A 15,436-nucleotide genomic window follows, 5' to 3' on the forward strand; every position below is an offset into this window, starting at 1 on the left:
CCAGTATGGGGAGGCGAATAATGCCTCCTCAGTATCGTCCGCTGGAGCTGGAGCAACTCTGTCAGAAGTTCGATCAGGACTTCGCACATCTCATCAAGGGTATCGGCCACGACGATACGGCTCGCCGCAGCAACTTCTGCTCGAAAGCCATCGCAGCGTTCGTTCTCTGCGCAGAGGCGGGAGCAACCCCCGAACAGGCGGCAGCGGCCAGCATCGACGGTGGCCAGGATCATGGCATTGATTCGGTGTTCGTATCCGCCGACCAGACTCTATGGCTGGTTCAATCCAAATACCACACCAGCGGCCACGGCGAACCCATACTGGGCGACGTGTCGAAATTCCGCGACGGCGTGACCGACCTACTGCGCGGCAGACTGGAACGCTTCAATGCCGCATTACGCAGCAAGGAAATCCCGATCAAGCAGGCACTGGATATGGATCGCAGCCGAGTCCGGGTCATCCTCGCCCACTCTGGGAGTGCCGTATCGGATGATCGCCGCCAGATATTCGGCGACCTGGAGCGTGCCTTCAACGGCACCCATTCCGGCTTCCTGCAGTGTTCCACCTATGGCCTGAGCTCTCTGCACGGCCTATTGCTGGCCAACCATGCCCCGCAGCCCATTGAGGAAGAGGTCGTTCTGCAGGACTACGGCTGCATTACCGCCCCTTACCGCGCGTTCTACGGCAGACTGTCGGCGAACCAGTTGGCAGCGCTATCGCGGCGCCACGGCGCGAACCTGGTGGAGCGTAATATTCGTCGTTTCAAGGGCTCGACCAGCGTCAACGACGGCCTGGCCGAAACGCTCAAGCAGAGCGCCGAACACTTCTTCTACTTCAATAACGGCGTGACTTTTCTCTGCGAGTCAATCCGCGAGGGCTATCCACGCGATCCACATCGGCAGGAAGGGTGCTTCCGCGTATCCGGCCTGTCGATCATCAACGGCGCGCAAACCGTCGGCGCCATCGCCCGGGAAGAACCGGGGCACTATGTCACCCATCCGGTCGAAGTGTTGGCGACCTTTATCTGCCTGGAAAACGCACCGTACGGTTTCGGCGATCAGGTAACCCAATCGCGCAACCGCCAGAATGCAGTCGAACTGGAAGACTTCGCCGCCCTGGACGAGCGTCAGGCACTCTGGCAACGAACACTGAAGCTGCAGGGCATCGACTACCTCATCAAGCAGGGCGACGAGGACCCTCTACCCTCCGCCACGGTGTTCAGCATCCAGGAAGCCGCTCCGGCACTGGCCTGCACTCTGCCCGACAGGGATTGGGTGGACTTCGTGGTGATGGCCAAGTCAGAACGGAGAAAACTGTTCACCCGTAGCAGCCTGGTTTCCAACCAAAGCGGAGTTCAGTTTCCAGCCTATGAGCGGCTGTTCATCGACTCGCTTACCGCCCGCAGCATCTGGCGCGCGGTACAGGTCAGCCGTTTTGTCAGAAGCCACATGAGTGAGCGCGCCAGAACCGAATCCGATCCGGCAACGCTGCCTCCTGGCACCCTGCCTGTGCAGGAAATACTTCGCCACGGTAGTTGGCTGCTGTTGCATGTATTGTTCGTGCGCACCGAATTGCATAACGGCGTCGATCTGACACTCACCGAAGAGGAGTTGCAGCGTCTGTCGCTCGAGTTCGACAATGCCGTCCTCAAGCTGGCCAAGGTCGTCCAGACCCAGCAGTGGGGCAAACAGGCCCGCAGCCTGTTCACGAATAAAACCGACTGTCAAACCATCAAGCGTCTATTGATGGCCGCGCTCAATCAGCCGGCCCAGGAATACCCATGAGCAAGCAGAAACTCGAACTCACCTGGATCGGCAAGGACAAGCGCCCCAAGCTGGAGCCGCGCATCCTGCTAGAAAATCCCGAGAAGTCCTATCACGCCAAACATCGTGTGACGGATAACGATCTGTTCGACAACCGCCTGATCTTTGGTGACAACCTCTTGGCGCTAAAGGCGCTGGAACAGGAATTTTCGGGAAAGGTGAAGTGTGTTTTTATCGATCCTCCTTACAACACACAGAGCGCCTTCAAACATTACGACGATGGACTAGAGCATTCGATTTGGCTTGGTTTGATGCGGGATCGACTGGAAATCATCAAGCGCCTGCTCTCAGACGATGGATCATTGTGGATCACGATTGACGACAATGAAGCGCACTACCTGAAAGTGCTGTGTGATGAGATTTTTGGGCGAGCGAATTACTTGACCAGTATGGTTTGGGAGAAAGATAAGGGGCGTCGCAGTGACACAACTTTTTCAGTTTCCCACGACTATATTCTTGTTTATGCACGTAACCCCGAACGGTGGGCAAAAGTGCGCAACCTTCTTGAACGAACTGCTGATCAAGAAAGCCGTTATAAAAATCCTGATAATGATCCCCGTGGCCCTTGGCTGCAGGGCGACAATGGAACAGCAAAAAGTGCGAGCGAAGGCTCCCGGTTTCCGGTAACACTGCCATCCGGCCGCATCGTTACACCGCCGGCGGGTCGTGGTTGGGCGTTCTCACAGGAAACATTGAGCATTGCTCGAAGTGAGGAGCGTGTTTACTTTGGGGCAAAAGGTGATGGCATGCCTATCATCAAACGCTATCTAACGGACGTTCAAGATGGCGTGGTACCACGAACCTGGTGGACAGCGGATGAAGCTGGACACAATCAGGAGGCTAAGCGGGATCACCTGAACAAGTTATTAGCTGGAATAGAGCCGTTTTCAACTCCCAAACCGGAGCGGCTATTACAACGTGTTTTGCACATCGCCACCAATCCCGGCGACTTAATTCTCGACTCCTTCGCCGGCTCCGGCACTACCGGCGCGGTCGCGCACAAGATGGGCCGCCGCTGGATCATGGTGGAGCTGGGCGAACACTGCCATACCCATATCATCCCGCGCCTGAGAAAGGTGATCGACGGCGAAGACAAGGGTGGTATCACCGAAAACGTAGGCTGGCAGGGCGGCGGAGGCTTCCGTTACTACAAGCTGGCGCCCACACTGATCGTCAACGACCGCTGGGGCAACCCAGTGATCAACCCGGAGTACAATCCGGCGATGCTGGCCGAGGCGCTGGCCAAGCTCGAAGGCTTCGTCTACGCGCCTTCCGAGACCCATTGGTGGCAGCACGGCCACTCCAGCGAACGCGACTTCATCTATGTCACCACCCAGAACCTGTCCGCCGAGCAGTTGCAAGGGCTGGCCGACGAGGTCGGGGCGGAACGCAGCCTGCTGCTGTGCTGTGCGGCATTTCGCGGTATCAGTGCCGCCGAGGCCGCCGAGCGCTGGCCCAACCTGACCCTGAAGAAGATCCCGAAGATGGTCCTGGCCCGCTGCCACTGGGGGCGGGACGACTACAGCCTGAACGTGGCCAATCTACCGCAGGCCAAGCCCATCAGCCTCGAGACATCCTCAGCAACACCAGGCAGAAAAAGCAAAACGACAGTGGCACCGAACCAGGGTGGACTGTTTGCGGAGGATGAAACATGAACAGCGAACGTCACTATCCCGGTTCACGCTGGTGGAAGTTCGACTTTCACAACCACACGCCTGCTTCCCTGGATTACCGGGGCGACAAGAACATCAGCCCACGCGACTGGCTACAACGCTACCGTGACGAGGGCATTCAGTGCGTCGCAGTGACCGACCACAATACCGGCCAATGGATTGACCAACTGAAAGCGGCCTTGGCCGAACTGCGCCAGGAAGACCCAGTCTGGAAGGAATTTTTTCTGTTCCCGGGCATGGAGCTTTCCTGCCATGGCGGCGTGCATCTAAAGATAATCCTCGGCCCCGAAAAGAGCGCCGCAGACATTGAGGCTATCCGTGGCTGCGTCAAGTATCTGGGCACACCTGGGGATAGCGATGGTGTAACTCGGCTAAGCGTGGCGGATGTAATCGGCGAGATTCACCAAGCCGGCGGCATCGCGTGCGCGGCTCATATCGATCTGCCCAAGGGCCTGTTGATCGAAATGACCGATCACCACAGCCTGCAACAGATACTGCCCATGCTCGATGCTGTCGAGGTCATCTACCCCGATGCGGCTTGCGTCCAGCAGCAGGCGGATACATTGCAGCACCTGGCCTGGGTATTGGGTTCCGATAGCCACAAACCCAAGGAAGTCGGTCGTAGTTTCACCTGGGTCAAGATGTCCACCCCCACCATGGAAGGCTTACGCCTGGCCCTGCTCGACCCGGAGTCCGCCATTCGTCGTAGCGACCAGGTGGTCAGCGACCCGCAGCCGTTGCCAGGTCATTGGATCACTTCGCTGACGCTGGAAAACATGAAGCTGCGGCGCAACGGCCAGGGGCCGCTACGCATGGATTTCAACCCGGCGTACAACGCCGTGATCGGTGGTCGAGGCAGCGGCAAATCGACAGTGCTGGAGTGCCTGCGCCTGGCTCTGGCTCGCGATAACGAACTGCAAAAACTGGGCAGCGACTCGGAAATTCTCAAGACTTTCGAAGGCTTCCAGCGCGAATACACCCAGCGCGACAAGCCAGGGATGATGCTGCCCGACACCTGCATCAGTGCCGAAGTACTCAAAGGTGGAGGAGAAACCGCCGAACGCCTGAAATATATCTGGAACAAACAGGTCGACGGTCGTTTCACGACCACTGTCTGGCGCTGGGATGAAAACGACTGGCAGCCAACCGGGCTGGATCAGAACCAGGCCCGCACCGCCTTCCCGATCAAGATCTTCAGCCAGAAGCAGGTCTTGGCACTGGCCAACAACCCGCAAGCGCTACTGGAATATATCGACGACTCCATCCGCGATCAGAAGACCGCCTGGCAACAACAGTTCGACGAAAAGAAAGCCATCCTGCTGGCCGCCCGCATGCGCGTGCGCACGCTGAAGAAGGAGCTGGAAAAGAAACCCGCACTGGAGCTGGAATACAAGGACGCCAGCCGCAAGGCCCGGGTGTTTGCCAATGCCAACTTCGGGCCGCTACTCAAAGCCTTTCAGCGGGCCAGCCAGCAGCAACGGGCCATGGACGACTTCCAGCAGTTACTGACGAATGACGTCGCCAGGCTGCAGGACAGCCTGGATCAGGCAGCCAACCTGTCCAGTACCGAACTGGCCGAATTCCTCGCCGAAACCCCGGCGGAAATCGCCGCCCGTGACAGCGCCCTGGCTTTGAAGGACGAACTGGTCAAGCGCTACCAACAGATCGCAACCCTCGTCGGCCAGATGCATGGTCTGCTGGACAATGCCCAAAACGCCCGTGCAGGCAGCGCATGGCAACAGGAAAACCAGGGGCATATCCAAGCCTACCAGAAGGAAACCGAGCGCCTAAAGGCCGAAGGCATCAATAGCGCCCGTGAAGCTGCGGGAGCGGTCGCCACGGAGGAACGTCTGCGCAAGCAACTGGAACAGCTCAAGGCCTATGAAATCGAGCTGCTGCAAGCGGAACTGGTAGTCGAGCAGGCCGCTCAGGAGCTGACGTTCTGCCGCGAAAGCCTGACAGCACTGCGCGAGGCTTTCACTCAACGCCTGTTCGCCCAAAACGACATGCTCAAAGTGATCTTGCGCGGCATGGCTAGCACCCAAGGCGAGGTTGGTCGCTTCCGGGAAATTCTGCGTCTCGGCAATGGCGAGAACTTCGCCGCCACGATCTGGCAGGAGGCCGAGGAGCAAGCCAACAATACAGGCATGCTCTGGGATGTCATCAACGTCACCGACAACGCCTTGATTGCCGGTCGTTTGGGTGAACTGAAGCAAACTCTGGAAGAAATCAACGAGAAGCGCCATGACGCCAGTGTGCTCAACACCCGCCTGCGGGCCGATCTGGTGCGCCGCATCGAAAGCCTGCCCAGCGAAGCCTTCGATGAACTGGCCTGCTGGTTCCCGGAAGACGCAGTGACCCTGGAATACCGCCGCGAGCGAACCGCGCCCTACAAAAGCATCGCCCAGGCCTCCGCCGGCCAGAAAACCGCCGCCATGCTGTCCTTCCTGCTGGTGCATGGTGACGAACCGCTGCTGCTCGACCAGCCCGAAGACGATCTCGACAATGCCCTGGTTTCCGAACTGGTGGTGGAGCAATTGCGCAGGAACAAACAGCACCGGCAACTGCTGATCGTGACCCATAACGCCAATATCGTCGTAAACGCCGATGCCGAACTGGTGATGACCATGGGCTTCAATGGGCAAATCACGCTGGCCTCGGCTGGCGGCCTGCAGGAGCGCAGCGTGCGCCAGGACATCTGCAAGGTCATGGAAGGCGGCGAAACCGCCTTCCGCCAGCGCTACAAGCGTATTTTGCAGGATCTGGAGGGTCAACCATGACCGTCGATGATTGGCTGAATAGAATCCGCCTTGGCGAAGACTCCACCCTGGAACTCAAGCGGGTGGTCATGCGTAGCGCAACAAAAGTGGAAGGCCCACACCCCGATAGCCTAGCCGATGAGTTGGCCGCGATGGGCAACGCCCAGGGCGGCACTCTGATACTGGGCGTGGATGATAAAACCCGGCAGGTGCTGGGCATCACCTATACGGCGCTGGACACGGTGGAACAGTGGTTGGCGGAAATCTGCCAAACCCGGATTCAGCCTCCGCTGGATATTGCCACCCGACATATCGAACTGCCCGATGAAACCGGGCAGCTACAGCCGGTCATTATCGTCACCGTGCCGCGTAGCCTGATGGTGCATAAGAGCCCGAATGGCTATTTCAAACGGGTAGCACATGCCAAGCGTGAGATGACGCCCGATGTGCTGGCCCGGTTGTTCCAGCAGCGCAGCCAGGCACGGCTGATTCGCTTTGACGAGCAAGCGGTTTCCGGCACCACGCTTGATCTGGCGGATCCGTTGTTGATCCAACCCTTCCTGCGTGAGGGAGAGGGAGAGGCAGACCTGCAACTACAACGTCTGCATCTGACCACCGACGATGACGGCGTACAGCGCCTGAGTGTCGCTGGCGCCTTGCTCTGTACCGCCAAGCCAACGAAATGGCTGCCGTCGGCTTATATCCAGGCCGTGGCCTACAGCGGCACCGTCAACGATCCGCATGAGCAAGTGGACGCCAAGGACTTCGACGGCCCCCTGCATCAGCAGATCTGGGATGCCTTCGACTTCGTCAGGCTGCACATGCGCGTTCCCGCTCGCAAGGAGATGGGCCGTGTGGATTATCCGCAATACAGCTTGCGCGCGGTCTTCGAGGCCCTGGTCAACGCCGTCGCTCATCGCGATTACTCGATCTGGGGCGGGCGCATTCGCCTGCATCTGTTCGCGGATCGCCTGGAACTCTACTCGCCGGGCGCCCTACTCAACTCGATGACCGTCGAAGCGATGCGTGCGATGTCCATGCCACGCAACGAGGTGATTTCCAGTCTGTTCGCCCGCTATTACCCGGTTCGCGAGCAAGGTTTGGGACGTGAGTATTTGATGGATCGACGAGGCTCAGGGGTGGATGTGATCCTGCATGAAAGCGAGCAACTATCTGGCATCAGGCCGGTATTCGAGAACATTGCCGATATGGAACTGCGCTTGACCATCTACGCCGCCTCAGTGCCGGACAAGGAGATACCAGCATGAGCCTGCTTGCCCGGACTCTGCATCATGTCAGCGGTCGCCTGTCACTACGACCACCGCAGTCAGAGTCGCTTTCCCGCCTGGCTCTGGCGCTCGAAACCGCACCGGAAATGTTGGGACACGAACGAGATCTTTCCGCGGTTTTGTCCAGTTTGCAGGCGGCCTTCGCCGACAAGGCCCCTGGCTTTGAAGATTTCGAGCGGGAGTTCCCTTCCCTTTGCTTCGCCCTGGCCACAGGCGTGGGCAAAACGCGGCTGATGGGGGCTTTTATCGCCTACTTGCACCTGGCGCATGGCATCAATAATTTCTTCGTGCTGGCACCGAATCTGACGATTTATAACAAGCTGATTACGGATTTCACGCCGAACACGGCAAAGTATGTTTTCAAAGGCATTGGCGAGTTTTCAATCAATGCCCCACGGGTCATCACCGGTGATAACTACGAGCAGCAGAACATCACTGCTGGCGAGCTATTTGGTGAGGTTCGCGTCAATATCTTCAACATCTCGAAGATCAATTCCGAGGTACGCGGCGGCAAGGAACCCCGGATCAAGCGCATGCGCGAGGTCTTGGGCGACAGCTACTTCAACCATCTCGCCGGGCTGGATGATCTGGTTCTATTGATGGACGAGTCTCACCGCTACCGGGCCAGCGCCGGGGTGCGTTCGATCAACGAGCTAAAGCCTTTGTTTGGTTTGGAAGTCACGGCAACGCCGTTCGTGGAATCAACACGCGGTCCGGTGCCGTTCAAGAACGTGGTGATGGACTATTCACTGGCGCGGGCGATGGAAGACGGCTTCGTCAAGGAACCCGCCGTGGTGACCCAACGTGGCTTCGATGCGCGTGACCATAGCCTGGACGAAATCGAACGCATCAAGCTCGAAGATGGTATCCGCCTGCATGAAACCACCAAGGTGGAACTACTCACCTACGCCCGGGAAAATGCAGTCAAGCTGGTCAAGCCCTTCATGCTGGTCATCGCCCGGGACACCAGCCATGCCTCGCAACTGCTGAACCGCCTGGAGAACGAGCTATTCGACGGGCGCTATGCCGGCAAGGTAATCCAGGTGGACTCCAGCAAGACCGGCAAGGACGAAGAGGAAATGATCAGCCGCCTGCTGAGCGTGGAAAGCGTGGAGGAACCGACCGAGATCGTCATCCACGTCAACATGCTCAAGGAAGGCTGGGACGTGACCAACCTCTACACCATAGTCCCTCTGCGTGCCGCCAATGCCCGCACCTTGGTAGAGCAATCCATTGGCCGAGGTTTGCGCTTGCCCTACGGTAAACGTACCGGTGTGGCGGCAGTTGACCGGCTCAACATCATTGCCCATGACCGCTTCCAGGAAATCATCGACGATACCAACCGGGCAGACTCTCCGATCCGCCTGCAAAGAATCATCCTCGACGCCCCCGGAAGCGAGGAGAGAAAAGTCAGCGTACAAGTCGAGTCTGGGCTGATGGCTCAATTAGGACTGGCGGATGCGCCTGTGGTTTCACTCCCCGAGCGCGATATTGAGGACACTTCCGCTATCTTTATGCCACCTCCGGTATTTACCTCAGAGGCGGAACGCCAAGCCGCACAGAAAGTTCTGGAAGTGATCGGTCGATATGAAATCAGGCGAGAACAAGTACCCACCAGCGCAGCCTTGCTCAGGCCAGAGATACGCCAGGAAATCCTATCCGAGGTGCAAGAGCTACTGAAACCCACTCAAGGGGCGCTGCTGACCGATGAACCCACCATCGACCTAGCCGCTGTTATCGCCACAACCACGGAAATCGTGGTGAACCAGAGCATCGATATACCGCGTATCGCGGTAGTGCCCAAAGGTGAAGTTTCTACCGGCTTTCATCCATTCAAGCTGGATGTAACAGGGCTACACTTGCAACCGAGCGCGCGAGAAATTGTGGGCCAGATGCTGCGCACCAATGAGCAGTTCACCTTGGCGGCCAAGGCTGGCCTCAAGGAGGCACGCCTGGAGGATTACATCGTCCAGGCCTTGGTCGATTTCGATGATGTCGATTACTTCAGCCATGCCGAGCTGCTCTACGACCTGGCAGGTCAGATGGTCGCTCATCTCATGGGTTACCTGAGTGAAGAAGAAGCCCGTGATGTCCTGGATCGTGAGCGCAAGCTAATTGCGCGAGAAATACACGCACAGATGGTGGCGCACTTCTGGGAACATGCTACTGAGTACGAAGTGCAGGTCAGCCGAGGCTTCACCGGGCTGAAGCCTTGCAACTACACCGCCACCGTTGGCCAAACGGCGCACAACTATCGGGAAACCGTGGCAGATCGCAGCCGCATCAAACAAATGCTGTTTGGTGGTTTTTCCCGCTGCCTATACACCTTGCAAAAGTTCGATTCGGATACCGAACGCCGCTTCTCGGTGATCCTTGAGCGCGATGCAGATAAATGGTTCAAACCGGCCAAAGGCCAATTCCAGATCTACTACAAGCTCGGTAGCGAACAACCTGAATACATTCCCGACTTCATCGCGGAGACTGACTCGGTCATTCTGATGGTGGAAACCAAAGCGCGTGACGATATCGACACCGCAGAAGTGCAAGCCAAAGCCGCTGCGGCCATACGCTGGTGCCAACATGCCTCGGACTATGCCATGACGGTCGGAAGCAAGCCGTGGAAATATCTGCTCGTTCCCCATGACGAAGTCATGGAGGCATACAGGCTGGCAGACTTCCTACGGTTCGAGCACAAATAGAACAGATGGCCTGGACCAGCTCCGCCGACCTCCGCGCCCAAGTGCAACGCCTGTGGGATCAAGGCGTGCTGCTGCGTGCCAAGCTCGGCGAGGAGCCGGTCTTTCCACTGGCGCTGAAGCTGAAAAGGCCCAGCAGTATCGAGCTGACCGAGCATTACGCCCTGGTTTGCCAGTGGATTCGCCAGTTACAGGACGACGCTCGCCACTACCGGCTGGAATGGAAGAACATCAATCACCGCCAGTTGGGCCGCAATCAGGTACCCGTCCTGGCCTGGATAAATGACCTCGACGACGCGCTGGCCTGGCTCGGCAAACGTCGTGATAGCGAGCGTTTCAACAGCCTGATACAGATCAGTCTTGAGCACTTTCCCGAGCTGCAACTCTGGCTGTCGCACTACCCGTTGCGCGCCCTGGAGCAGGCCGAACACTGGTCCAAAGTACTGGCGGTGCTGACCTGGTTCCAGAACCATCCCAACTGCGGCCTGTACCTGCGCCAACTGGACATTCCCGGTGTGGACACCAAATTCATCGAGCAACACCGCGGGCTGCTCGGCGAGCTGCTCGACCTAATCCTGCCCGAAGCCAGCCTAAACCTGGAGGCCCGTGGTACACGCTTCTTCGAGCGTCGTTACGGCCTGCGCGAAAAGCCCATTCGTGCCCGCATGCGCCTGCTCGATCCGACCTTGTATATAGACGAGCTGAACGACCTGGAGCTTCCAGTCAAACAACTGAGCGCTCTGCATCTGCCGTTGCGACGGGTATTCGTCACCGAGAACGAGATCAATTTCCTCTCTTTCCCAATGCACCCTGGCAGCGCCATCCTGTTTGGCCAAGGCTATGCGCTGGACCGACTCGCCGACATCCACTGGCTGCGCGATCAACCACTTCATTACTGGGGCGACATCGACACCCATGGTTTCGCCATCCTCGCTCGCCTTCGCGCGCACCTGCCGCATACCCAGTCGTTACTGATGGATCGCGACACCCTGCTACAGCATCGTTCGTTATGGGGATGCGAACAAGCGGACAAGCGCTGCCTACATGACCTGCCGCATCTACACGAATCCGAACACGCCCTTTATGACGATCTGCGCCATGACAGACTGGAAACCGATGGCCAGCCAAACCACTGTGTACGCCTGGAACAGGAGCACGTCCGCTTTGCCTGGCTGCAGGCGCAACTGTCACAGCTCACGTCCTGAAATGCCTTCCGACTGCAAGCCAAAGCCTTGAGTCTGTTTGAATCGCTCTTGATTAGTGACAAGTTATTACCAAGACCTGACGTACAATATGCCGCCTACAAAATCCTAATAGCAATTGGCAGGCCGAGCCAACGCAGAAGCTGTACGACATGAAGCAAGCCCCGCACCACAGCGCCCTCTACCGGGCAGCCGTATGCGCAGCCGTCACGCGCAGGTAGTTATCTCTCCGTATACGGCTACTGCCTTGTTTCACTCGCAAAGCCCACCGCCATTTTGAGCCTGCCAACTACCGAGCCTGTTTCGACAGTCCGAAGGGCCGGTCCGGTTTCTCAAGATGGAGTCCCTCCGATGTATGCGCTCATGGCTGTTGTGTTTGTTCTGGGCTATTTCTGCATAGCCTTCGAACACCCGTTGAAAATAGATAAGGCCGCCGCCGCGATTCTGACTGCAGTATTGACCTGGACCGTGTTGATACTGGGCGCCGATAGCATATTGCCGCTGCTGCAACCGGGCACTCACAATCCGGGCGATTCATCGGCCGTTGTAGTGAACGAACTGCGCCACCATCTGGGCGAAATCTCCGAGATTCTGTTCTTCCTGCTCGGTGCGATGACCATCGTCGAGCTGATCGACTCTCATGAGGGCTTCAAGGCCATCACCGACCGCATCCAGACGCGCAAGCGCGTGCATCTGTTGTGGATCATCGGCTTCCTGACCTTCTTCCTGTCTGCAGCGCTGGACAACCTGACCACCACCATCGTCATGGTTTCGCTGCTGCGCAAGCTGATCCGTGGTCGTCCGGAGCGCTGGCTCTATGTCGGTATTGTGGTTATCGCAGCCAACGCCGGCGGTGCCTGGTCGCCCATCGGAGACGTGACCACCACCATGCTCTGGATCGGCGGTCAGATCACCGCATCCGGCGTCATCACCGGCCTGTTCCTGCCGAGCCTGGTCTGCCTGCTGGTGCCGCTGATCATTCTCAGCTTCCGCCTGCATGGCGAGGCGCCACGCCCCCGTGCCCGCGCTCACCTGGCCGAGAAGCTGCCGCCGACCACCACCCCGTTCGAGCGCAAGCTGGTGCTGGGCCTTGGGCTCGGCGCCCTGCTGTTCGTGCCGATCTTCAAGACCGTAACGCACCTGCCACCCTATATGGGCATCCTCTTCGGCCTGGGTGTGCTCTGGGTTACCACCGAGCTCATCCATCGCAACAAGCACGCCGACCACAAGCACCCACTCTCGGTAGTCGGCGTACTGCGCAAGGTCGACACCCCCAGCGTGCTGTTCTTCCTCGGCATCCTGCTGGCGGTTTCCGCACTGGCCACCGCAGGCCACCTGACCCAGGTCGCCACCGCGCTGCGTGAAACCTTCGGTCATATCTACGCGATCAACTACGCCATCGGCCTGCTTTCGGCGATTGTGGACAACGTGCCGCTGGTGGCCGGCTCGATGAAAATGTATCCGCTGGTCAGCCCGGCCACACTGGCTGGAGCAGCCCCGGCAGAAGTCGACTGGCTGTCGCAGTTCGTCATCGATGGGCACTTCTGGGAGATGCTCGCCTACTGTGCAGGCACCGGCGGCAGCACACTGATCATCGGCTCCGCTGCCGGAGTGGCAGCGATGGGCATGGAGAAGATCAGCTTCACCTGGTACGTCAAGCGCGTCAGCCTGCTGGCCTTCCTCGGTTACACTGGCGGCGTAGTGACCTATATCGGCATGCTCGTCCTGCAGTAAGGCGGTCTTCGCGGGCCGTGGCAGGTTTGCAATCGCCACGGCCCGAGGACCGGCAATGACCGTCAGCAAGACCAAAACCAGCTTCTATCGACGTCTCTATGTCGCCTGGCTGATCGACAGCGGCACGGCCACCAGCGTCCCGGCACTGATGGCCGCGACCGGAATGCCCAGGCGTACCGCCCAGGACACCCTGGCCGCACTTGCCGATCTGGATATCGACTGCCGCTTCACCCAGGACGATGGCGAACGCCATAACGCCGGCCACTACCGCATCCATGACTGGGGTGCCATCGACCGCCAGTGGATCGAGTGCAACCTGCCCCAGCTCAAAACCGTTCTCGGCTATCCCTGATCCTGCATCCCACCATGAATTTCGATCTGCTGCTGGTTCTCACCCTGCTAGCCACCTGTGTCGGGCTGTTCGTCATCAACAAACCGCGCATGGACGTGGTCGCAGTGCTGGCGATGGTCGCCCTGCCGCTGACCGGTGTCATCAGCATCAACGAGGCGCTGGCCGGCTTCAGTGACCCCAGTGTGGTGCTGATCGCCGCGCTGTTCGTGATCGGCAACGGCCTGGTGCGCACCGGCGTTGCCTATCGTCTCGGCAACTGGCTGGTGCGCTCGGCTGGCAGCAGTGAAACCCGCCTGCTGATCCTGCTGATGTTCGCCGTGGCGGGCCTGGGCTCGGTGATGAGCTCCACCGGCGTGGTGGCAATCTTCATTCCCGTGGTGCTGAGCATCGCCGCCCGCATGAAGGTTTCGCCGCGCCGGCTGATGATGCCGCTGGCATTCGCCGGTCTGATCAGCGGCATGCTCACTCTGGTGGCGACGCCGCCGAACATGGTGGTACACAGCGAACTGCGACGCGCCGGACTGGACGGCTTTGCCTTTTTCAGCTTCGCCCCCATTGGCCTGACAGTGCTGGTACTGGGCATCGGCTATATGCTGCTGGCCCGCCGCTGGCTTGGCGGCGATGCCGCGAAGGAAGCGCCGACCGAACCACGTGACACCCTTGATATCCTTGCCCAGCGCTACCGCCTGCCTGAACGCGAGCGGCGACTGCGCGTGCTGCCTGGCTCGACCCTGGCCAATCAGGCGCTGGATGAGCTGAAACTGCGCAGCCAGTACGGCATCAACGTGATCGCCATCGAACGGCAACACAAGTTTCGCAGGCTGCTGCTGATCGCCACCGGCAATACCGAGCTTTTCGTCGGTGATGTGCTGCTGGTGGACCTGGCCAGCCCGGCCATCGGCCTGCTGGGCGCCTATCAGGAACTTGGCGTCGAGCCGCTGCAGCTGGGCGATTCCTACTACGGCGACTATGCCAACGAACTGGGGCTGGCCGAGGTGGCGTTGCCGCCGGACTCGCGCCTGCCGGGCAAGACCATCCAGCAGCTGGGCTTTCGCAGCACCTACAAGCTCAACGTGGTCGGTGTGCGCCGGCAGCATCAGGCGCTGGAAGGCGTACTGGTGGACGAGAAGCTGAAACCTGCCGACACCTTGTTGGTGGCCGGCAGCTGGAAACACATTCATCGCCTGCAGGGGCTCAGCCGCGACTTCCTGGTGCTCAGCCTGCCCGCCGAGATCGACGACGTGGCCCCCGCCGCCAGCCGCGCACCTTTCGCCCTGCTGGGCCTGGCGGTGATGGTCGGCCTGATGGTCAGCGGGCTGGTGCCCAATGTGCTGGCCGCGCTGATCGGCTGCCTGGTGATGGGGCTGTTCCGCTGTATCGATATGGACAGCGCCTACAAGTCCATTCACTGGCAGAGCCTGGTGCTGATCGTCGGCATGCTGCCCTTTGCCCTGGCGCTGGAGAAAACCGGCGGCATCGCGCTGGCGGTGTCCGGCCTGATAGGCCTGTTCGGCGATGCCGGGCCGCATGCCCTGCTGGCCTGCCTGTTTCTGCTCACGGCGGTAATCGGCCTGTTCATATCCAATACCGCCACTGCCGTGCTGATGGCGCCGGTGGCGGTATCCATCGCGGCACAGCTGGATGCGTCACCCTATCCCTTTGCGATGATCGTCGCGCTGGCGGCCTCGGCAGCCTTCATGACACCGATCTCGTCCCCGGTGAACACTCTGGTGCTGGGGCCGGGACAGTACCGTTTCGGCGATTTCGTGCGTGTCGGCGTGCCCTTTACGCTACTGGTAATGCTGGTTTCGGTTGTTCTGGTACCCAGGCTATTTCCCTTGTAGGCTCCGCGCACTCAATAAAAAGTGGCATGTCATGGCGCTGTCTCTAGCGCTACTCTCGTCGTTT

Annotated in this window: 9 protein-coding genes; all 9 read left to right on the plus strand. The window is 59.2% G+C overall.

Annotated elements, in window-relative coordinates:
- Window positions 1-20: 20 nt before the first annotated feature.
- The 9 genes from ACYCFC_RS10715 to ACYCFC_RS10755 all read left to right on the plus strand — a co-directional run bounded on the left by ACYCFC_RS10715 (window position 21) and on the right by ACYCFC_RS10755 (window position 15,372).
- Entirely contained in the window at window positions 21-1,784 is a 1,764-nt protein-coding gene (locus ACYCFC_RS10715; RefSeq protein WP_459651574.1) for an AIPR family protein, read from the plus strand.
- Window positions 1,781-3,478, plus strand: a complete 1,698-nt coding sequence (locus tag ACYCFC_RS10720; protein WP_459651575.1) for a site-specific DNA-methyltransferase — start codon at window positions 1,781-1,783, stop codon at window positions 3,476-3,478. The genes ACYCFC_RS10715 and ACYCFC_RS10720 overlap by 4 nt, the downstream gene beginning before the upstream one ends.
- A complete protein-coding gene (locus ACYCFC_RS10725; RefSeq protein ID WP_459651576.1) occupies window positions 3,475-6,276 on the plus strand; it encodes a TrlF family AAA-like ATPase in 2,802 nt (933 codons plus the stop codon). Before ACYCFC_RS10720 ends, ACYCFC_RS10725 begins: the two co-directional genes overlap by 4 nt.
- Window positions 6,273-7,523 (plus strand): ATP-binding protein, encoded by a 1,251-nt coding sequence (locus ACYCFC_RS10730; RefSeq protein WP_459651577.1) that lies wholly within the window; start codon window positions 6,273-6,275, stop codon window positions 7,521-7,523. The genes ACYCFC_RS10725 and ACYCFC_RS10730 overlap by 4 nt, the downstream gene beginning before the upstream one ends.
- The gene (locus tag ACYCFC_RS10735; RefSeq protein ID WP_459651578.1) at window positions 7,520-10,243 is read left to right on the plus strand and encodes a DEAD/DEAH box helicase family protein; all 2,724 of its coding nucleotides are present in this window, start codon (window positions 7,520-7,522) and stop codon (window positions 10,241-10,243) included. Before ACYCFC_RS10730 ends, ACYCFC_RS10735 begins: the two co-directional genes overlap by 4 nt.
- Window positions 10,244-10,248: 5 nt before the next feature.
- Window positions 10,249-11,445 carry a DUF3322 domain-containing protein gene (locus ACYCFC_RS10740; RefSeq protein ID WP_459651579.1) on the plus strand — a complete coding sequence of 399 codons (1,197 nt, stop codon included), beginning with the start codon at window positions 10,249-10,251 and terminating at the stop codon, window positions 11,443-11,445.
- A 348-nt stretch (window positions 11,446-11,793) separates the two neighbouring features.
- A complete protein-coding gene (nhaD, locus tag ACYCFC_RS10745; RefSeq protein ID WP_459651580.1) occupies window positions 11,794-13,176 on the plus strand; it encodes a sodium:proton antiporter NhaD in 1,383 nt (460 codons plus the stop codon).
- A 55-nt stretch (window positions 13,177-13,231) separates the two neighbouring features.
- Window positions 13,232-13,528 (plus strand): winged helix-turn-helix domain-containing protein, encoded by a 297-nt coding sequence (locus tag ACYCFC_RS10750; protein ID WP_459651581.1) that lies wholly within the window; start codon window positions 13,232-13,234, stop codon window positions 13,526-13,528.
- Between the two features lie 14 nt (window positions 13,529-13,542).
- Window positions 13,543-15,372: an SLC13 family permease gene (locus tag ACYCFC_RS10755; RefSeq protein ID WP_459651582.1), complete on the plus strand. Its 1,830-nt coding sequence runs from the start codon at window positions 13,543-13,545 to the stop codon at window positions 15,370-15,372.
- Window positions 15,373-15,436 lie beyond the last annotated feature (64 nt).

This window comes from Stutzerimonas sp. NM35 (assembly GCF_054604355.1).